Below are 19,277 nucleotides of genomic sequence, written 5' to 3' on the forward strand. Positions count from 1 at the left end.
GATCGAAATCATGGTATCGGCCGAATTGAATATTTTATACGCGACAGGGGTAAGGTTTTCGGCCGAATTGCCGACAGTAAAGTTGAAGACCGTCGTAAAGCGATAAACCGTTTTTCGGCTACTGAGCGTGATTTCAGCGCGGCGCGGACGACAGATCCGCCTTTCGGAGCCTTGCATGCGCAACAACCAGCCTGTTACCCAACAAGAATTCGATTTTCCCGACGACGTTACGCTGATGTCGACGACCGATGCCGACAGCATCATCACGTACGCGAACACGACATTCGCGCAGGTGAGCGGCTTCTCGAACGAGGCGCTCGTCGGCCAGCCGCACAACGTGGTGCGCCACCCGGACATGCCGCGCGAGGCGTTCGCCGACATGTGGGCGACGCTCCGGCGCGGCGAGCCGTGGACCGCGCTCGTGAAGAACCGCCGCAAGAACGGCGATCACTACTGGGTGCGCGCGAACGCGATTCCGGTGATGCGCAACGGCGAGCCGCAAGGCTACCTGTCGGTGCGCACGAAGGCGCCGCACGACGAAACCGAGGCTGCCGACGCGCTGTATCGCGCGTTTCGCGAAGGCAAGGCGGGTCAGCGCCGGTTCCACAAGGGGCTGGTCATCCGCACCGGGCTGCTGCGCATTGCGTCGCTGTCGCAGACGATGTCGGTGCGCGCGCGCGTTCATGCGGCGCTGTGCGTGCTGGCGCCGGCTGTCATCGGCGCAGGCTGGGCATGCGGGCTGGCCGGCGGCGGGCTCGCGGCGTTTGCCGGCGTGACGGTCGGCGTGGCGGCGGTGGCCGGCCTGTGGCTCGACGCGCAGATCGTGCGGCCGCTGAAGCGGCTGCACGACCAGGCGCTGAACGTCGCGACCGGTGAAAGCCGGCGCGGAGTGCGGATGAACCGCGTCGACGAGATCGGGATGACGCTGCGCACGATCAACCAGCTCGCGCTGATGTTCCGCTGGCTGGTCGACGACGTCAGCGAGCAGGTGCACAACGTGCAGCGCGCGAGCAACGAGATTGCGCAGGGCAACAACGACCTGAGCGCGCGTACCGAGCAGGCCGCGTCGAGCGTGCAGGAGACGGCCGCGTCGATGGCCGAGATGACGGCGACCGTCGACAGCAACGCGGAAACCGCGCTGCAGGCAAACCGGCTCGCGGTGTCGGCGAGCGACGCAGCGGGGCGCGGCGGGCAGGCGGTAAGCGAGGTCGTTGCGACGATGAGCGACATCACCGACAGCTCGCGCAAGATTGCCGACATCATCGGCGTGATCGACGGCATCGCGTTCCAGACCAACATCCTCGCGCTGAATGCGGCGGTTGAGGCCGCGCGTGCGGGCGAACAGGGGCGCGGCTTCGCGGTGGTTGCGGGCGAAGTGCGGGCGCTCGCGCAGCGCAGCGCGAACGCGGCGAAGGAAATCAAGACGTTGATCGGCGCGAGCGTCGCACGGGTCGAATCGGGCGCGCGGATTGTCGACGGCGCGGGCAAGACGATGGAGGACATCGTCACGCAAGTGAAGCGCGTGTCGGACCTGATCGCGGAGATCAGCTCGTCGACGGCCGAGCAGAGCACGGGTGTCGCGCAGGTCGATCAGGCGGTCGTGCATCTGGACAACATCACGCAGCAGAACGCGGCGCTCGTCGAGCAGAGCACGGCGGCGTCGGAAAGCCTGAAGCAGCAGGCGACGCGGCTGGTCGATGCGGTGAACGTGTTCCGCTGATCGCGGGGAGGCGACGCGGGCGCGGCGGACAGGGGCACCGGCCCGCGCATCATGCCGGCGACGGTCAGATCAGCGCCGGCTGCAGCGGCGCACGATGCTCGCGAACCTTGACGATGCGGTATTCGTTGCGGAGCCCTTCGTCAGTGACGATCTGTGTCTGACGAAGATCGACGACCAGCACGTCACCTTTTCCGAAGCGCTCGCCGGCGTCGACTTTCGCGAGAAACTGTTCGTCCTCCAGTGCGGCGAAGAACGCTGATGTGCCGTCGTGCACGCGCCACTTGTTGCCGTCCTTGAACACGACGGATTCGAGCAGCAGCACCTTGCGTGCGACCGTATCGGTGACCACTTCGCCGGGATCGTCGCCGCTTGCGAACGCATCGAGTTCGTCGTTCTCGATCGTGAGTTCGACCGTGTCGCCGCGAGCGATGCGGAAGCTGGCGATGCCGTCGCGTTCGAGCGGCGACAGCGCTTTCTGCAGGCTGACGCGGACCGTCCGGTTCAGGTAGAGCCGATAGGTGACTTCGTCGACAGTGAAGGATTCCTGTTCCGAGATCCAGACCCGGGTTTGTTCCCCTTCCTGCTCGATGCGATGCGGTTTGCGTCCGCGCAGCGTGCGGATCAGGCCGATCAGGCCGCCGCCTCCGACGATGCCGAGTGCCCCGAGGATCGCCATTGCGTTGCTGAACGCGCCGGCGTTCGGCCCCGCGAACAGGTCGCGGATCTGGCTCGCGAGCGACTGGACGAAGATCAGCTCCGAGTGGAACGAGCCGGCCTTGAAGCTGCCCCGGACCTCGAGACGCACCTCGGCGTTTTCGCCGTTGAGCTCCTTGTTGGTGGACGTGAACAGGTCGGCGATCGCGATGAGCGCCGGGGCCAGGTCGCGCACGTCCATCCGGTGCTCGGCGAGTGCCGGCCCGTCGTAGATGATGGTGAACGGCTGGTGATTGCTCGTGCCGCGCGAGTTTCCCGCAGGCGGGATCGTTCGACGATTGGACGTACTCAAGATCATGCGCAGGCTCCTTGCTGCGCAGGCGCGATGGCGCGCCGCGGGCGCCGGCGGGCGCCGGGGCGAATGCGAGGAAGCGGTGCGGGGACGCTGCGCGCGGGTTGTGCGCAGGCCAGGCCGTCGGGTGAAGTGTTCATGCGTGTGCAAACCGGATCGAGGCGGAACGCTCAATCTAGCGGCTTGCCGCGGAACGAGAAATGAGACTTGAACGAAATTCGCGAACGTTGTGACGTTCGGCCGAGGCGGCGCCGAAATCGCGCATGTGGAGCACGAAGACATCGAGAGTAGCGCCGCAAGGCGACGCGGGCGCGGCGGAGAGGGGCACCGGCCCGCGTCGGACCGCCCGGTTCCGGCCGGGCGGTCAGGGCCTGTCACGCAAGCGGCAGGCCCTGAACCGTCACACGGCGAGGCAGAGGTACTTGATCACGACGTAGTCGTCGATGCCGTAGTGCGAGCCTTCGCGGCCGAGGCCCGACTGCTTGACGCCGCCGAACGGCGCGACTTCGTTCGAGATCAGGCCCGTGTTCACCCCGACCATCCCGTATTCGAGCGCTTCGGCAACCTTCCACACGCGGCCGATGTCGCGGCTGAAGAAATACGCGGCCAGACCGAACTCGGTGTCGTTCGCGAGGCGGATCACCTCGTCGTCGCTGCCGAACTTGAACAGCGGCGCGAGCGGCCCGAACGTTTCCTCCTTCGCGACCTTCATCGCCGGCGTGACACCCGTCAGCACGGTCGGCTCGAAGAAGCCGTGGCCGAGCGCGTGGCGCTTGCCGCCCGTCACGACGGTCGCACCCTTCGCGAGCGCGTCCTCGATGTGCGCCTCGACCTTCAGCACGGCCGCTTCGTTGATCAGCGGGCCTTGCGTCACGCCCGGCTCCGTGCCGCGACCGACCTTCAACTGGCCGACTGCCGCCGCGAGCTTCTGCGCGAACTGGTCGTACACGGCTTCATGCACGTAGAAGCGGTTCGTGCACACGCAGGTCTGGCCGCTGTTGCGGTACTTCGACGCGATCGCGCCCTGCACGGCCGCATCGAGATCGGCGTCGTCGAACACGATGAACGGCGCGTTGCCGCCGAGTTCCAGCGACACCTTCTTGACCGTCGCCGCGCATTGCGCCATCAGCAGGCGGCCGACCGGCGTCGAGCCGGTGAACGACAGCTTGCGCACGATCGGGTTCGACGTCAGCTCGCCGCCGATCGCCTTCGGGTCGCCCGTGACGACGCTGAACACGCCGGCCGGCACGCCTGCGCGCTCAGCCAGCACGGCCATCGCGAGCGCGGAGAACGGCGTTGCCTCGGCCGGCTTCACGACGATCGGGCAGCCTGCGGCGAGCGCCGGGCCGACCTTGCGCGTGATCATCGCCGCCGGGAAGTTCCACGGCGTGATCGCCGCGCACACGCCGATCGCTTCCTTCGTCACGACGATGCGCTTGTCGCTCGCCGGCGTCGGGATCGTGTCGCCGTACACGCGCTTGCCTTCTTCCGCGAACCATTCGAGGAACGATGCCGCGTAGCCGATTTCGCCCTTCGCCTCGGCCAGCGACTTGCCCTGCTCGGTCGTCAGGATCAGCGCGAGGTCGTCGGCGTTTTCCATCATCAGGTCGTGCCACTTGCGCAGGATGACCGCGCGTTCCTTCGCGGTCTTCTTGCGCCACGCCGGCCATGCGGCGTTCGCGGCGTCGATCGCCTGACGCGTCTCGGCCGTGCCCATCGCCGGCACGGTGCCGAGCAGGCCGCCCGTCGCCGGGTTGCGGACTTCGAACGTCTCGCCGTTCGATGCGCGTTGCCATTCGCCGTTGACGTACGCCTGCTGGCGGAACAGCGACGGATCTTTCAGTGCCAGGGTTTCCTGAACAGTGCTCATTTGAGTAGTCTGCTTTGAAGATGAAGGAGACGAAACGGCCGCCGCCGTCCTGACGACGGCGGCGGCGCATTCAGTGGACGGGAACTCAGGCCGGCACGCCGACCGTTTCCTTCAGCACTTCCTCGAGGATCACGAGCGCTTCGTCGAACACGGCTTGCGTGATCGTCAGCGGGAACAGGAAACGCACGACGTTCGAGTACACGCCGCACACGAGCAGCAGCAGGCCGCGCTCGAGCGCACGCGTCTGCACGCGCTTCGTGAATTCCGCATCCGGCTCGCCCGAACCCGGTTTCAGGAACTCGATCGCGATCATCGCGCCCGGGCCGCGCACGTCGGCGATCTGCGGCACGTCGGCCTGCAGCGCGCTCAGCTTCGCCTTCAGCACGTCGCCGAGTTGCGTGGCGCGCTCGCACAGCTTCTCTTCGTCGATGATCTCGAGCACCGCGTGCGCCGACGCAACCGCCAGCGGGTTGCCCGCGTACGTGCCGCCGAGGCCGCCGGGCGCTGCCGCGTCCATCACGTCCGCACGGCCGACGACGCCCGACAGCGGCATGCCGCCCGCGAGGCTCTTCGCCATCGTGATCAGGTCGGCCAGCACGTCGTAGTGCTGCATCGCGAACAGCTTGCCGGTACGCGCGAAGCCGGTCTGGACTTCGTCGGCGATCAGCAGGATGCCATGTTCGTTACAGATCTTGCGCAGCGCGCGCACGAATTCCGCCGGCGCCGGGTTGAAGCCGCCTTCGCCCTGGACCGGTTCGAAGATGATCGCGGCGACGCGCTTCGGATCGATGTCGGCCTTGAACAGCATCTCGATCGCCTTGATCGAGTCGGCGGTCGTCACGCCGTGCAGCGCGTTCGGGTACGGCGCGTGGAACACGTCGCCCGGGAACGGGCCGAAGTTCAGCTTGTACGGGGCGACCTTGCCGGTCAGCGCCATGCCCATCATCGTGCGGCCGTGGAAGCCGCCCGAGAACGCGATGACGCCCGGCCGGCCGGTCGCTGCGCGCGCGATCTTGATCGCGTTCTCGACGGCTTCGGCGCCGGTCGTGAAGAACGCGGTCTTCTTCGGGAAATCGCCCGGCGCACGTGCGTTGATCTTCTCGGCCAGCTCGACGTACGACGCGTACGGGACGATCTGGTAAGCGGTGTGCGTGAAGTTGTTCAGTTGATCCGCGATCGCCTTGACGATCTTCGGGTGGCGGTGGCCCGTGTTCAGCACCGCGATGCCGGCGGCGAAATCGATGAAGCGGCGGCCTTCGACATCCCACAGTTCCGCGTTCTCGGCGCGGGCTGCGTAGAAATCGCACATCACACCGACGCCGCGCGGGGTGGCGGCGTTCTTGCGGGCTTGCAGGTCGGCATTCTTCACGGTCATCTCCTTGATGTTCTTTCCGGTGGGTAGAAAATCGGGTGCGTTGGCAGCCCATGGAGGCGACTATAATCACATTTGGCTCTGGCAATCAGAGCCATTTTAATAAATATTCAGGAGCCAATCATGCGCGCGACCGTGTTGTCGGACTGGCTGGCGCAGCGCCTCGTGCGCGGCGGCGAACAGCCGATCTACCGGCAGCTTCACCGGCTGCTGCAACAGGCGATCCTGTCGCGCGAACTGCCGGCCGGCACGCGCGTGCCGTCGTCGCGGCTGCTGGCTGCCGAACTCGGGATCGCGCGCAACACGGTCACCCAGGTTTACGAACAGCTTGCGCTCGAAGGTTACGTGAACTCGGCGACGGGCCGCGGCACGTTCGTCGCCGACAGCGCGCCGGACGAGATCGTCGGTGCGCCGCCCGACGCGGCGGCCGGCCCGGCCGTCGTGCTGGCGTCCGCGCGGCGGCTGTCCGCGCGCGGCACGCGGCTCGTCGACGGGGCCGGCGTGTCGAAGCGTCAGGGCGGCGCGTTCATGCCGGGCGTGCCCGATGTGTCGCGATTTCCGGCGCGCGCGTGGACGCGGCTGCACAACAAGTACTGGCGGCGCCTGCGCCCCGACCTGCTGACCTATGCGCCGGGCGGCGGGCTCGCGCTGCTGCGCGAGGCACTGGCCGACTACCTGCGCACGTCGCGCTCGGTGCGCTGCACGCCCGAGCAGATCGTGATCACGACCGGTATCCACCAGTCGATCGACCTCGCGGTGCGGCTCCTGACCGATCCGGGCGACGCGATCTGGACCGAGGATCCGTGCTACTGGGGCGTGCGCAGCGTGCTGAACGTGTCGGGGCTGACCACGCGGCCGATTCCGGTCGACGAAGAAGGCATCGCGCCGTCGGCCGCCGATCTCGCCGAACCGCCGAAGCTGATGCTCGTCACGCCGTCGCACCAGTATCCGCTCGGGATGGTGATGAGCCTCGCGCGTCGGCGGATGCTGCTCGAATACGCGCGCCAGCACGGCTGCTGGATCATCGAGGACGACTACGACAGCGAATTCCGCTACGGCAGCCGGCCGCTCGCGTCGCTGCAGGGTCTCGATACGGCCGGGCAGGTGATCTACGTCGGCAGTTTCGGCAAGACACTGTTCCCCGGGCTGCGGGTCGGCTACCTGGTCGCGCCGGAACCGCTCGCGGAAAGCTTCGCGACCGCGAGCGCCGAGCTGTATCGCGAAGGGCAGTTGCTGCAGCAGGCCGTGCTCGCCGAATTCATCGCGGAAGGGCACTTCGTGTCGCATATCCGCAAGATGCGCACGCTGTACGGGCAACGCCGCGAGGTGCTGCTCGATGCGGTCGCGCGCCGCTACGGCGATACGCTGCAGGCGCTCGGCAGCGACGCGGGGCTGCATCTCGTCACGCAATTGCCGGAAGGCGTCGACGATCGCACGGTCGCGCAGGCTGCGCTCGAACGCAATATCGTCGTGCGGCCGCTGTCCGGCTATTACGCGGATCGCGAGCGCGCGGCGCCGGGGTTGCTGCTCGGCTATGCGTGCGTGCCGGAGGACGAGATCGCGCCGGCGTTCGCGACGCTTGCCGAGGCGATCGACGAGCGGGCGTTCGGCGGTGCGATCGAGGTGGCTTGAGCAGCGTACCTGGTTGCAGCATCACGTCGAGATTCCCGCCGTCGAGGTGGGAGGGAACGATTCTCTCCGCAGCGCGGAGAGCATTCGCGTTTTGCCGTGCCGCCGAACCTCAATACCCGATCCACACCGCGAACGTCAGCACGACGCACGACAGCGCGAGCAGCGTCAGGAACAGCGGCAGTACGAAGCGGATCCACGCGCCGAAGTCGACGCGCGCGGTCGCGAGATAAGCGAGCAGCATGCCGGACGTCGGCGTGACGAGGTTCGTCAGCCCGCCGCCGAGCACGAACGCGAGCACCGACGTCTGGCCGCTCACGCCCGAGAGCTGCGCGATCGGCCCGATGATCGGCATGCTGACCGCGGCCTTGCCCGACACCGACGGAATGAACACGTCGAGCACCATCTGCACGCCCATCAATCCGTTCGCGACCCACACCGGCGACTGGCCGTCAGCGAGCCGCGTGAAGAAATGGATCAGCGTGTCGAGCACGAGGCTGTTCTGCAGCAGCAGCTCGACCGATGCGGCGAGCCCCATCAGCAGCGCCGCGAGCATCATGTTCTTCATCCCGTCGACGAACGCGTCGGCCGCGCTGCGGGAATCGAGCCGGCCGATGACGGCAGTCGCGATGCTGACCGCCGCATAGAACGCCGCCAGTTCGACGTTGCCCCATTTCAGTTCGCGCGTACCGTAGATCAGCATCGCGACCGCCGCGGCGAACACGAGCAGCGTCGCCTTGTGGCGCAGCGACAGCTTCGCGGCCGCGTGTGCGGCGTTGCCCGACGCGGTTTGCCCGGCCCGGTAGCCGGTGTTGCGCACGTAGCGCAGCAGGTACAGGATGCCGATCGTCAGGAATACGACGAATACGGCCGCGCGCAGTGCGACGCCGCTGAACAGCGGCACGCCGACGAGCGGCTGCGCGACGGCGAGCGCGAGCGGGTTCGTGACCGACGCGATATAGCCGATCTTCGCGGCGAGCGCGACGAGTGCGACCGCGAACAGGTCGGACAGCCCGAGGCGCCGCGCGATCACGACGACCATCGGAATGATCACGAGGTATTCGGAGATGAAGCCGAGCAGCGTGCTGCCGAGCCCGATCAGGATCATCAGCATCGGCGTCAGCAGGTACGCGTTGTTGCCGGTGAGCTGCAGCAGCCGGTCGATGCCGGCATCGACGACGCCCGTGCGGCGCATCACGCCGAACATCCCGCCGACGAACATCACCATCACGATCAGCGGCGCGTTTTTCAGCAAGCCTTCCGGCACCGCGACGAACGCGGACACGAGGCTTGCCGGCAGCGCGTGCGCGGGCGTGCTGTGGCTGACGGCCGGCGCGACGAGCGTTGCTAGCGCGGTCGTCTTCGGCACCACGTGATAGGTGCCCGGCACGACGAGCCGGCCGTTGCGCTCGAAGTGGCCTGAGTCGACGCTCCACGTGAGCGCGATCGCGGCGGCCAGCACCCACAGCATCATCACGACCGGGTGCAGCATCTTGCCGTGCGGATGCGGCGCGTGGCCGGCGGGCGCAACCGGATCGTCGGCGGCGAGGGCGGCAGCGTCGGCGCCATGCGCGCCGGCCGGGTTCGGGGAAGAGGCGGACATCGGATCCTCGTCGGTTCGTCGGTGAAGGGAGCGGGCCGTCAGGCCGGTTGCAGCGCGGCGCGCGCCGGGACGTAGCCGAGTTCGGCGGAAATCGCGTGGCTGCACGCCTGCAGGCGTTCGAGATAGTCGGGGATGTCCGCGTGGCTTACGCGCACCTCGGGCCCTGTCACGCTGACCGACGCGACCGTCGCGCCCGTCAGGTCGCGCACCGGTACCGCGATCCCGACCGCGCCGGGCGTCACCTCGCCGCTGCTCACCGCGTAGCCCTTGCGCGCGACCGCGTCGAGTTCGCCGGCGAGCTTCGGCAGGTCGTCGGCCTGTCCGTTCCTGCGCAGTTGCGCGAGATATTCGTCGCGCACCGCGTCGGGCGCGAACGCGAGCAGCACCTTGCCCGATGCGCCGAAATTGATCGGCCGGCGGTTGCCGACCGAGCCGACGGTGCGCACCGCGTGCGTCGTTTCGCAACGCGCGACGCACACCGATTCGAGCCCTTCGCGCACGCGCAGCACGATGGTCTCGTTGATCGCCTGGTTGAGCGCGAGCATGTGCCGGTGCGCGGCGCGCACGAGCGCGTTCTGCTGCGACGCGGCCACGCCGATCACGAACGCCTGCGGGCCGAGCGCATAGGTGGACGTGCGCGGGTCCTGCACGACGAAGCGGTGCAGTTCGAGCGTGCACAGCATCCGGTACGTGCGCGACTTGTTGATGCCGAGTTGCGACGCCAACTCGGTCACGCCGAGGTTCGGATGCTCGGCCACGTAGGTCAGCAGTTGCAGCGCGCTGTCGACGGCGTCGACGATATAGGTCGTCATGCGGCACCTCCCGGCGATGCGACGCGCGTACGCACGTAATCGGCGAGCGCGTCGAGGTATGCGTCGACCGAGCGCTTCAATGCGGCGAAGCCCGCGTGTTTCGCGAACGCGGCTTCGTCCATGTACAGCGCGCGGTTGAATTCGATCTGGATGCTGTGGCGCTGCCGCGCCGGATCGGCGAGCGCGGTCAGCAGGTCGCCGCCCTGGTACGGATCGTTGATCTGCACGCGATAACCGGCGCCGGCGAACCACTGCGCGGTCCACGCGGTGAAGGCCGGGTCGGCGGTCGTGCCGCGCCGGTCGCTGACGACGACGTCCGGGCGCAACGCGCCCGCGTCGACGTTCATCGCGTTGCCGCGCGACTTCATCGAATGGCAGTCGATGTGCCACAGCGCGCCGTGCGCGGCATGCAGCGGCTCGGCGATGCCGGCGAGTGCGCGGCGGTACGGCAGGTAGTACGCGTCGATCCGGTGGCGCACTTCGGCGAGCGACAGCTTGCGGTCGTACAGCGGCACGCCGGGCAGCGCGTCGCGCCGGATCAGCCCCATCCCGCGCTGCGTATACGGCTGCGGTGAAAGCGGCTCGGGCCACGGCTCGGCGAGCAGCGTCGCGTCGATGTCGGTTTCCGCGCGGTTCGGATCGATGTAGGCACGCGGGAACGTCGCGCCGAGCAGCGTGCCGCCGTGCGCGGGGGCGCTGGCCCACAGTTCGTCGATGTATGCGTCCCACGTCGTGCGGATCGCGTCGTCCGGCGAAACGGGGGAGAAGTCGGGCGGATACGCGATGCCGCTGTGCGGCGAATCGACGACGATCGGCAGCGCGGGCGCCGTCGGCTGCGCGACGAAATACGCGGGCGATTCGCCGGCGGTCGCGTTGTTGCAATTAAACGTCAGCATGGGGATCAGGTTCTTTACCTAGTTTCTCGAAGCGTCTCGTCTGTTTGTTTTAAACATTAAAACAGCGTATCAATATTTCACAACGGCAGAAAATCGCGGTCAAGGGCTTTTTTCGGTGCCGGGATTACGCGCGGAGATTGGCCTGTCTCGCCCGCCGTTATTGGGTTTGTTTCATTCCTCGAAACGCCTGGTGAGCCGGGGCGTTTTGACTCTCGCGAGCGATTTTTGGCATGGCTTGACGCTTTAAATCGCCGAATTCGACAATGAATAAGACGATGTTTTATTCAATAAAACACGTTGTGGGGCGAAATAAATCGCTTCCCATATTCAATCGACAAAAGGGGTCGGAGATGAAACGGAAAGAGATGGCGGTCGCGCTGGCAGGCGTCGCAATCGCGGCGGGTGCGACGCACGCGCATGCGCAGTCGAGCGTGACGCTGTATGGCGTGGTCGATTCGGGGATCACGTACACGAACAACCAGAACGGGCATGCCGCGTGGCAGGCGACGGGCGGCAACGAACAGGGCACGCGCTGGGGGCTGCTCGGCAAGGAGAATCTCGGCGGCGGCACGCGCGCGGTGTTCCGGCTCGAGAACGGCTTCAACATCGAGACCGGCGCCGCGAGCCAGGGCGGCCGGCTGTTCGGGCGCCGCGCGTACGTGGGGCTGGAAAACGACCGCTGGGGCACGCTGACGATGGGCCGCCAGTACAACGCGGCGCAGGAAGTGCTGGAGCCGCTGCAGATCGGCGCGACCACCGCGCTCACGCAGTACGCGCTGCATCCGTTCGATACCGACGACCTGAACAACACGTTCCGCACCAACAACTCGGTGCAGTACCAGACGCCCACGTGGTACGGCCTGCGCGCGGTCGGCCTGTACGGCTTCTCGAATTCGACGTCGTTCGCGGAAAACCGCGTGTGGAGCGTCGGCGCGAGCTACGAGAACGGGCCGCTGCAACTCGGCGCGGCGTATGTGCGTGTCGACCATCCGGCAGTCGACACGACCGGCGCGGCGGCGTCCGACAATTACTACACGTTCATCAAGGGCGTGACGCGCCAGCAGATCTGGGGCGCGGGCGGCGCGTATGCATGGGGCGCCGCGACGTTCGGGGTGCTGTACACGAGCTCGCTGTTCAACCTGCAGACCGGTGGCGCGATGCGCTTCAACAACTACGAGGGCAGCGTGCGCTACCTGATGACGCCCGCGCTGCAGTTCGCGCTCGGCGAAACCTATACGCAGGTGCTCGCGTCGCAGGGGCCGAAGCCGAGTTCGCACTACCTGCAGACGAGCGTCGGCGCGCAGTATTTCCTGTCGAAGCGCACCGATATCTACGTGAATGCGTTCTACCAGCGCGCGTCGTCGAACACGGTGGCCGCGATCGAAGGGATCTCGAATCCGTCGAGCACGCGTACGCAGATCGTCGCGGTGACGGGCATCCGCCACAAGTTCTGACGCGGCAGGCCGCGGGCGCGCGTTCCTTCCGCTTAAAGCCGGATCAGCGCCGCGCCCGCGACCACCAGTGCGCACGCGGCGAGCCGCTGCGCGCCGGGCCGCTCGCGCATCACGAACCAGCCGATCGCGACTGCGAAGATCGAACTTGTTTCGCGCAGCGCCGACACCGTCGCGACCGGCAGGTGCCGGTACGCGAGGATCACGATCCCGTATGCGGCGAGCGAGATCGTGCCGGCGATCGCGCCCTGCGTGAGCGCGATGCGCGAGCCGAGCACCGCGCGCGGGCCGCCGCGCACCGCGCAGACGAGCACGAGCTGCGGCACGCTCCACAGCAGGTATACCCACGCGATGTAGCCGAGCGCGCTACCGGACACGCGCGAGCCGATCCCGTCGCAGATCGAATACGCGGCGATGAACACGCCCGTGAGCAGCGCATACGGCACGCCTTCCCCCGAAAACCTGAAGCCGCGGCGCAGCGCGAGCGACATGATGCCGAACGACACGAGCGCGATGCCCGCGAAGCCGAACGGCGTCGGCTGCTCGTGCAGCACCGCGAGCGCGAGCACCGACACGAGCAGCGGCGACATCCCGCGCGCGATCGGGTAGATTTGCCCGAACTCGCCGCTGCGATATGCGCGCGCGAGCGTGAAGCAGTACGCGACCTCGAGCGCGGCCGATGCGGCGACGTACGGCCAGGCGGCGGGCGCCGGCGCGGGCAGCAGCACGGCGCCGGCGACGCCGAACGCGAGATACGGCAGCGACATCGTGCCGAGCTGGACGAGCCGGTCCTCGCTGACGTGCAGGAACGCGTTCCAGATGGCGTGCAGCAGCGCGGAGCACAGCACGAGGCCGATGAACAGGTGATCCATGAATGAGGGTGCGGACGAGGACGGGCGCCGACGATTATGTGGGTATCGGGCGCGCTCGCGCGGAATTGTCGATAATGGAACGTTGTTATTCACCGGATGCCGACCATGACCGAAGCCACCCAAGCCCAGCCTGCCGTTCCGCGCCTCACGAGCCTGTCGCACGGGGGCGGCTGCGGCTGCAAGATCGCGCCGGGCGTGCTGTCCGAGCTGCTGAAGCGCGCGACGCCGCCCGCGCTGTTCCCGGACCTGCTGGTCGGCACCGAGACGTCCGACGACGCGGCCGTGTACCGGCTGAACGACGAGCAGGCGATCGTCGCGACCACCGACTTCTTCATGCCAATCGTCGACGATCCGTTCGACTTCGGCCGCATCGCGGCGACCAACGCGCTGTCCGACGTCTATGCGATGGGCGGCAAGCCGATCCTCGCGCTCGCGCTGGTCGGGATGCCGATCAACGTGCTGCCGCACGAGACGATCGCGGCCGTGCTGCGCGGCGGCGAATCGGTGTGCGCGGAGGCCGGCATTCCGGTCGCGGGCGGCCATTCGATCGACTCGGTCGAACCGATCTACGGGCTCGCGGCGATCGGCGTCGTGCATCCGTCGCGCGTGAAGCGCAACGCGGCCGCGCGCGCGGGCGACGTACTCGTGCTCGGCAAGCCGCTCGGCGTCGGCGTGCTGTCGGCCGCGCTGAAGAAGAACCAGCTCGACGCCGCGGGCTATGCGCAGATGGTCGCGACGACCACCAAGCTGAACCGGCCGGGCGCCGAGCTTGCCGCGCTGCCGGGCGTGCACGCGCTGACCGACGTCACGGGCTTCGGGCTGCTCGGCCATACGCTCGAACTGGCGCGCGGCGCGCATCTCACCGCGCGCGTGCATTACGCATCGCTGCCATGGCTCGCGGGTGTCGAGGCGTTCGTCGCCGACGGCGTGTTCACCGGCGCATCGGGCCGCAACTGGGCCGCGTACGGCACGGACGTGCGGCTCGCCGACGGCCTGCCGCCCGTTGCACAGGCGCTGCTGACCGATCCGCAGACGTCGGGCGGCCTGCTCGTCGCGTGCGCGCCGGAAGCGGTCGACGAAGTCCTTGCGTGCTTCCGTGCCGACGGCTTCGACCGCGCCGCGGTGATCGGCGAGATGGTGGACGGGCCTGCGCGCGTCGACGTCGCCTGACGCGGATTTTCCACGCCGGATCGTTGTGCGGTCGCTAGAATCGATGCCTTCCATCGAACGCATCGACGACCGATGAACGACTTCCTGTTCGGGCTGATGATCGCGCTGTCGGTCGGGCCCGTCGCGCTGATGATCGCGAACTACGGCATGCGTGCCGGCACCGCCACCGGCGTGCGCGCGGCGGTGGGCGTGGCCGCTGCCGACGGCTGTTATGCGGTCGTCGCGTTCACGATCGGCGCGATGCTCGCGAGCACGCTCGCGTCGCACCTGTCGCTGTTCCGTACCATCGGCGCGCTCGTGTTGCTCGCGATGGGCATACGGATGCTGTGGCTGGCGTTGACGGATCGGCGCCGCACACTCGATGGCGATGCGCCGCCGCCGGGCAATCGCCCGTTCACGTCGATGTTCTTCGTCACGCTCGCGAATCCGCTCACCATCCTGCTGTTCTATGGCTATGCGACGGCTGCCGCCGGTGCGCATCGGCACTGGCTGTTCGGCGCCGCGTGCGTGTTTGCCGGCAGCCTCGCGGGGCAGCTCGTGTTCGCGTTCGGCGGCAGTGCGATCGGGCACGTCGTGAAATCGCCGGGGTGGCTCGCGGCGAGCCACGTGGTCGCCGCGCTGGTCGTGCTCGGCTACGGCGTCGCGGGGCTGGTGCGCGTGTAGCGGCTCGGGAGCCGGCCGAAGTCGACGTCGACGGGTGCGATGCGCAGCGGCATGTCGGCGGGCATTCGTTCCTGCCAACCGGATAGCATTCCTGATGGTTGTGGTGCACGGCGACGGTGCGAAACCGACGACGCGTGTCGCATTGCGCAACACGCGCACCGTCGCACGAAACACCGGCCACCGTTTCGTAGTCGGGTTCCGCAATGCGCAGGCCCGTTCTATACTCCCTCGCGCAGTCTCCGAGAGCCGTTCTCACCCAACATCACCGAAACAAGGAACGCCGATGCTGACTCGCTCCATTCTTTCCGCCGCCGCATTCTCGCTCGCGGCCTGTGCGACCGCGCCGTCGATCGCGCAGGACAACCAGGGCAACAACGCGGGCAACACTGCATTTGCCGAGACCGGTGCACAGGGCCGCCCGGTCAAGGTCATGATCATCACGATGTTCGGTCCGGAGGGCCAGGCGTGGCTCGACCGGATCGGCCCGTGGCGCGACATCGCCATGCCGGGCCTGTCGCCCGACTATCCGGCCGTTCACTGCAACAAGCAGGACGTGTGCGTGGTGACGACCGGCATGGGCTATGCGAACGCGTCGGCGACGATCATGGCGCTCACGTTCTCGCAGCGCTTCGATCTGCGCCGCACGTATTTCCTGGTCTCGGGCATCGCGGGCGTCGACCCCGCTCAAGGCACGGTCGGTTCGGCCGCGTGGTCGAAATATCTCGTCGATTTCAGCCTGCAGTGGGAGCTCGATGCGCGCGAGATTCCGGCCGGCTGGAATACCGGTTATCTCGGCATCAACACGAAGAGCCCGAACGACAAGCCGCCGCTCGACTACCGCACCGAAGTGTTCCAGCTCAATCCGCAGTTGACCGACGCCGCGTACGCGCTGTCGCGCAACGTCGTGCTCGCCGACAGTGCGCAGGCGCAGGCCGCGCGCGCGAAGTTCACGTATGCGCCGGCGAACCGGCCGCCGACGGTGATCCAGTGCGACACGTCATCGGGCAACACGTGGTTCTCGGGCACGCTGATCGGCGAGCGCGCGCGCCAGTGGACGAAAATCCTGACGGACGGCAAGGGCACCTACTGCATGACCGCGCAGGAAGACAACGCGACGTACGAAGCGCTCAAGCGCGCGGCGAGCGTGAAGCGGGTCGACCTGTCGCGCGTCGCGGTGCTGCGCACGGGGTCCGATTTCGACCGGCCGTATGCAGGGCAGACGAGCGCCGACAACCTGCTGAACTATGCGGACCAGGGCGGCTTCGCCCCGGCGACCGAAAACCTGTACCGCGCGGGCAATCCGCTCGTGCAGGACATCGTGACGCACTGGGGCGAATGGCGCGACGGCGTGCCGCGCAGGTGAGTGGGTGTAGCGACGCGCTGGAGTCACTCGATCATTCACGCGTAGCCGAACTCCGGGCGAGTCAATATCGCCTGGAGCGACCGGATTGGGGCTCGCGGGACCGGCTGCCGAGGATCACGGCCCGGGTTGCGCGAGCTTGAGTTCGATGCGCGTATATTCGGGCCCCAATAACTGCATGGTCGCAGTCTCACCGTGCTCGTCCGTCATGCCGATGTATTGCGTTGCACTGGTGCTGATCCGGTAGCAGGTGTGCATCAACGGCTTCTGGTCTTGAGTTCGTAAAAGCAAGGTCTGGTTGCGTGTGCGTGCGGTCCAGCGTTCCGTTGTCACAAAACGCGCCGATGTGGGCTCCCTGCTGTCGCCGCACGAAAAGCGGGTCGAGTCGGGCCGGGGCCCTGGCGTCTCGGGTGTCAGTGCATAACTGGCGACACCGGGCGTACCTGCCGAGTTGCAGAGACTCTGACACCCTGCAGGCGGGCATTTCGGAACGAACTGGACCCAAAGCTGCTTCCTGTCATCGGGATCGAGCTTGCCGTTCCTGCGCGACACGATTCGCTCGCCGACGTAGATGTCATCGGGGGACATACCGAGTTGCACGAGAAACGATTTCATCTGCGCACCGCGTTGCCGCGCGAGTCGATTGGGGCGGTTTTCCCAATCATAGGCCGTCGCGTCGATCGAGGCCGCCGCCCCTTCGCGCGTCCATTCCTTGGCGGTCAGGTAGTGTCTGACGACGGCGAGTCTGTCGCTGTTGGCGATCTCGGTCGAATTGAGCGGCAGTTCCATGCTGTCGGTCAACAGGATCTTGCATGCATTGGCCTGTATCGGGAGTGACAGGAGGGCACCGAATATGACAGGGAGGGCATGTCGCATGAGTTGCTCCGATTCAACGCGCCAGAATGAACCAGGCGATGTTGTCTGCATTGCCGATCGCCATGCCCGGGTAGCGTTTCGCGAACTGGGCGCAGGCCCGGCGACCGTATGCCGCTGGATGGTCGCCCGCGTCGAAAGTGTCTGCAAAATGGGCGCATTCGTGAACGATGGTCAGTTGCTGCGAGGAGAGGTTTCCGGCTGATCGCTCGGGTAGCGAGCAAAACGGGAGATTGATGGCGATAGTATGAGTCGCGGTGTCGGGGCGACAGACATGCGCGACCTCGGCGTCGAGATGTTTCATGTTTGGCAGACATCCTGTTGCGCGGTCGGCATCGGAACCGATGCGGACGAAATTGCTTGGGCCGAGACTAGCCATCACCCTGGCAAGGGCGTCGAGCCCCGAAGTTAGTCTGCGCCTTGTATCGATATTTGCCGAGCCGAACCACTCGATGACTCGCGCTTCCGTGGCCGGATTCCATCGCATCAGTTCCCTGCGCCGTTGCAGTGTGATCTCGACTGCTTCGTCCCGCAATTCAAGTATCCGTTTCCTGAACGCTGAATCCGTCATGTTCGGACAGATTGGCGGTCCGTCGAGCGATACACGGGGCTGTGACGACGCTGTCATAGGCACTCTCCATATGGATATCATTTGGAGTACTGATGCTAAGTGCCTGAAGTAGACCGATGATGCACCAAATTGCAGTTGACGGAACGAATGAGTATTGGGAAGTGTGAATGGAAGGTAGGCAAGACCGCGGTTTCTTGCGGCGAACAGGTGTTCTTTCACTGGCTCAACCGGCGTGATGATCTGGATTGAGGCCGCTTGGACATGCGATATGCGGCCGATAGACCATCGAGTATGACCCGACAGACTAATCAGCCCGTGTCAATCGATGTGTCGAGCATTGATGCGTCTTGGTCGTTGGATTTACCGTGGATAACGTCACCAATTGTGTCGCTACAGTGGTTGCTGTGACTGCGGCACAAATACGCCGCAGTGGCCGACGCGCCGTCCCCGGCGACCGAAAACCTGTACCGCGCGGGCAATCCGCTCGTGCAGGACATCGTGACGCACTGGGGCGAATGGCGCGACGGCGTGCCGCGCAGGTAATGGCCGAACGATGATTCAGCCGGCGGTCAATGCGATCGCGGGGCCGAACGGAACGGCGTCCAGACCGGCGTGGTGTCGTCCCAGTGATCGAGCGGCGAAGGAAGTTGGTCGTTCATCATGTGCTCCTGCAACTAACTGACTCAGCGAGTCGTCGATGGGTGTTTCGCGACGCCGCGCACGGGGCGACCCGCTGCGCGGCGTTGCGCGTTTACCGGCCTCCGCCGGCGAGCTGGTTGCTTTCCGGCATCGAGCGATACGGGCCTTGCGCGAGTTCGAGCCCTTGCGGATACGAAGTCGCCTTGCGCAGGTACGCGAGCGTGCCGTCGCGGCGAGCCTGTTCGACTTCCGCGCTCACTTCGGCGCGCGTACGCGGCCCGTTGTGCTGCGAGTACCACGATGTGTTGCCGTAGTCGCCGGCGTGCGGCGTGCCCGAATCGGCGAAGGCCGGTGCGGACACGGCGAGTGCGAGGGCGAGAGCGGAGAAAAGGTGGCGGCGGTTCATGGCATGACTCCTGTCGATACGAGTTAGCGCTTCAGCGCTTACTCAGATCCCATGCTTTGCATCAGGTCGGAGTTGGCGCTTCAGCGCTCGCTCCAGTCCCATCAAGCGGGATCTGTTCGATGCGCAACGAGGTGCGCGACAGGGTTTACTCTAGGTATCTGTTCCGTCGCGATAAATGCGGCAGACGCGAATTGATTTGTCGTTGCAAAGGAACAATCGTCATCCGCACGGTCGGCAGGGTTATGCGGAAATCGCCGGTAGCCCCGTGCAGCGGGGCTCGCACGGGTGCGACGACGGCGCGCAACGACGCACGCGGACGATTGCCGCGCTCGGCACAAAGGTTTGCTGCGGATTCGGGAAAGAT

At 66.6% G+C, this 19,277-nt stretch carries 16 protein-coding genes; 6 read left to right on the top strand and 10 right to left on the bottom strand.

Going from position 1 to position 19,277, the window contains the following annotated elements:
- Positions 1–175: 175 nt before the first annotated feature.
- Entirely contained in the window at positions 176–1,720 is a 1,545-nt protein-coding gene (locus tag JYG32_RS29325; protein WP_213265932.1) for a methyl-accepting chemotaxis protein, read from the top strand.
- 64 nt (positions 1,721–1,784) lie between these two features.
- Here JYG32_RS29325 and JYG32_RS29330 read toward each other — a convergent pair whose 3' ends face one another.
- The 3 genes from JYG32_RS29330 to JYG32_RS29340 all read right to left on the bottom strand — a co-directional run bounded on the left by JYG32_RS29330 (position 1,785) and on the right by JYG32_RS29340 (position 5,965).
- A complete protein-coding gene (locus JYG32_RS29330; protein WP_213265933.1) occupies positions 1,785–2,732 on the bottom strand; it encodes a hypothetical protein in 948 nt (315 codons plus the stop codon).
- A 394-nt stretch (positions 2,733–3,126) separates the two neighbouring features.
- On the bottom strand, positions 3,127–4,596 hold the full coding sequence (gabD, locus tag JYG32_RS29335) for an NADP-dependent succinate-semialdehyde dehydrogenase (RefSeq protein ID WP_213265934.1): 1,470 nt from the start codon (positions 4,594–4,596) through the stop codon (positions 3,127–3,129).
- Between the two features lie 85 nt (positions 4,597–4,681).
- Positions 4,682–5,965 carry a 4-aminobutyrate--2-oxoglutarate transaminase gene (locus tag JYG32_RS29340; RefSeq protein ID WP_213265935.1) on the bottom strand — a complete coding sequence of 428 codons (1,284 nt, stop codon included), beginning with the start codon at positions 5,963–5,965 and terminating at the stop codon, positions 4,682–4,684.
- Between the two features lie 126 nt (positions 5,966–6,091).
- Between JYG32_RS29340 and JYG32_RS29345 the strand changes: the two genes are divergently transcribed.
- Positions 6,092–7,600 (top strand): PLP-dependent aminotransferase family protein, encoded by a 1,509-nt coding sequence (locus JYG32_RS29345; RefSeq protein ID WP_213265936.1) that lies wholly within the window; start codon positions 6,092–6,094, stop codon positions 7,598–7,600.
- 109 nt (positions 7,601–7,709) lie between these two features.
- On the opposite strand, the gene JYG32_RS29350 is transcribed toward JYG32_RS29345, so the two are convergent.
- The 3 genes from JYG32_RS29350 to JYG32_RS29360 are packed head-to-tail and all read right to left on the bottom strand — an operon-like array spanning position 7,710 to position 10,908.
- Positions 7,710–9,200 (bottom strand): YfcC family protein, encoded by a 1,491-nt coding sequence (locus JYG32_RS29350; RefSeq protein ID WP_174380741.1) that lies wholly within the window; start codon positions 9,198–9,200, stop codon positions 7,710–7,712.
- Between the two features lie 38 nt (positions 9,201–9,238).
- Positions 9,239–10,012 (bottom strand): IclR family transcriptional regulator, encoded by a 774-nt coding sequence (locus JYG32_RS29355; protein ID WP_213265937.1) that lies wholly within the window; start codon positions 10,010–10,012, stop codon positions 9,239–9,241.
- Positions 10,009–10,908 carry an N-formylglutamate amidohydrolase gene (locus JYG32_RS29360; RefSeq protein ID WP_213265938.1) on the bottom strand — a complete coding sequence of 300 codons (900 nt, stop codon included), beginning with the start codon at positions 10,906–10,908 and terminating at the stop codon, positions 10,009–10,011. Before JYG32_RS29360 ends, JYG32_RS29355 begins: the two co-directional genes overlap by 4 nt.
- A 350-nt stretch (positions 10,909–11,258) precedes the next feature.
- Here JYG32_RS29360 and JYG32_RS29365 point away from each other — a divergent pair, with 350 nt between their 5' ends.
- Positions 11,259–12,362 carry a porin gene (locus JYG32_RS29365; protein WP_213265939.1) on the top strand — a complete coding sequence of 368 codons (1,104 nt, stop codon included), beginning with the start codon at positions 11,259–11,261 and terminating at the stop codon, positions 12,360–12,362.
- Between the two features lie 32 nt (positions 12,363–12,394).
- Here JYG32_RS29365 and JYG32_RS29370 read toward each other — a convergent pair whose 3' ends face one another.
- Positions 12,395–13,231, bottom strand: a complete 837-nt coding sequence (locus tag JYG32_RS29370) for a DMT family transporter (RefSeq protein WP_213265940.1) — start codon at positions 13,229–13,231, stop codon at positions 12,395–12,397.
- 105 nt (positions 13,232–13,336) lie between these two features.
- Here JYG32_RS29370 and selD point away from each other — a divergent pair, with 105 nt between their 5' ends.
- From selD to JYG32_RS29385, 3 genes are all read left to right on the top strand, one after another.
- Positions 13,337–14,401: a selenide, water dikinase SelD gene (selD, locus tag JYG32_RS29375; protein WP_213265941.1), complete on the top strand. Its 1,065-nt coding sequence runs from the start codon at positions 13,337–13,339 to the stop codon at positions 14,399–14,401.
- Positions 14,402–14,473: 72 nt separating this feature from the next.
- Positions 14,474–15,064 (top strand): LysE family translocator, encoded by a 591-nt coding sequence (locus tag JYG32_RS29380; protein WP_213265942.1) that lies wholly within the window; start codon positions 14,474–14,476, stop codon positions 15,062–15,064.
- 283 nt (positions 15,065–15,347) lie between these two features.
- Positions 15,348–16,427, top strand: a complete 1,080-nt coding sequence (locus tag JYG32_RS29385) for a purine-nucleoside phosphorylase (protein WP_213265943.1) — start codon at positions 15,348–15,350, stop codon at positions 16,425–16,427.
- 114 nt (positions 16,428–16,541) lie between these two features.
- Here JYG32_RS29385 and JYG32_RS29390 read toward each other — a convergent pair whose 3' ends face one another.
- The 3 genes from JYG32_RS29390 to JYG32_RS29405 all read right to left on the bottom strand — a co-directional run bounded on the left by JYG32_RS29390 (position 16,542) and on the right by JYG32_RS29405 (position 18,913).
- Positions 16,542–17,300, bottom strand: coding sequence for a hypothetical protein (locus JYG32_RS29390; protein ID WP_213265944.1), 759 nt, complete (start codon positions 17,298–17,300; stop codon positions 16,542–16,544).
- 13 nt (positions 17,301–17,313) lie between these two features.
- Positions 17,314–17,925 (bottom strand): M35 family metallo-endopeptidase, encoded by a 612-nt coding sequence (locus JYG32_RS29395; RefSeq protein ID WP_249744705.1) that lies wholly within the window; start codon positions 17,923–17,925, stop codon positions 17,314–17,316.
- Positions 17,926–18,619: 694 nt separating this feature from the next.
- A complete protein-coding gene (locus JYG32_RS29405; protein ID WP_096473389.1) occupies positions 18,620–18,913 on the bottom strand; it encodes a DUF4148 domain-containing protein in 294 nt (97 codons plus the stop codon).
- Positions 18,914–19,277 lie beyond the last annotated feature (364 nt).

Source organism: Burkholderia pyrrocinia (genome assembly GCF_018417535.1).
Taxonomy (GTDB): Bacteria; Pseudomonadota; Gammaproteobacteria; order Burkholderiales; family Burkholderiaceae; genus Burkholderia; species Burkholderia pyrrocinia_E.

Excerpts from the sequence above, each read along its gene's own strand:
- JYG32_RS29345 (WP_213265936.1), top strand. The coding sequence starts at position 6,092 with ATGCGCGCGACCGTGTTGTCGGACTGGCTGGCGCAGCGCCTCGTGCGC.
- gabD (WP_213265934.1), bottom strand. The coding sequence starts at position 4,596 with ATGAGCACTGTTCAGGAAACCCTGGCACTGAAAGATCCGTCGCTGTTC.
- JYG32_RS29405 (WP_096473389.1), bottom strand. The coding sequence starts at position 18,913 with ATGAACCGCCGCCACCTTTTCTCCGCTCTCGCCCTCGCACTCGCCGTG.
- JYG32_RS29325 (WP_213265932.1), top strand. The coding sequence starts at position 176 with ATGCGCAACAACCAGCCTGTTACCCAACAAGAATTCGATTTTCCCGAC.
- JYG32_RS29330 (WP_213265933.1), bottom strand. The coding sequence starts at position 2,732 with ATGATCTTGAGTACGTCCAATCGTCGAACGATCCCGCCTGCGGGAAAC.
- JYG32_RS29390 (WP_213265944.1), bottom strand. The coding sequence starts at position 17,300 with ATGCGACATGCCCTCCCTGTCATATTCGGTGCCCTCCTGTCACTCCCG.
- JYG32_RS29365 (WP_213265939.1), top strand. The coding sequence starts at position 11,259 with ATGAAACGGAAAGAGATGGCGGTCGCGCTGGCAGGCGTCGCAATCGCG.
- JYG32_RS29355 (WP_213265937.1), bottom strand. The coding sequence starts at position 10,012 with ATGACGACCTATATCGTCGACGCCGTCGACAGCGCGCTGCAACTGCTG.
- selD (WP_213265941.1), top strand. The coding sequence starts at position 13,337 with ATGACCGAAGCCACCCAAGCCCAGCCTGCCGTTCCGCGCCTCACGAGC.
- JYG32_RS29380 (WP_213265942.1), top strand. The coding sequence starts at position 14,474 with ATGAACGACTTCCTGTTCGGGCTGATGATCGCGCTGTCGGTCGGGCCC.
- JYG32_RS29395 (WP_249744705.1), bottom strand. The coding sequence starts at position 17,925 with ATGACAGCGTCGTCACAGCCCCGTGTATCGCTCGACGGACCGCCAATC.
- JYG32_RS29370 (WP_213265940.1), bottom strand. The coding sequence starts at position 13,231 with ATGGATCACCTGTTCATCGGCCTCGTGCTGTGCTCCGCGCTGCTGCAC.
- JYG32_RS29360 (WP_213265938.1), bottom strand. The coding sequence starts at position 10,908 with ATGCTGACGTTTAATTGCAACAACGCGACCGCCGGCGAATCGCCCGCG.
- JYG32_RS29385 (WP_213265943.1), top strand. The coding sequence starts at position 15,348 with ATGCTGACTCGCTCCATTCTTTCCGCCGCCGCATTCTCGCTCGCGGCC.
- JYG32_RS29350 (WP_174380741.1), bottom strand. The coding sequence starts at position 9,200 with ATGTCCGCCTCTTCCCCGAACCCGGCCGGCGCGCATGGCGCCGACGCT.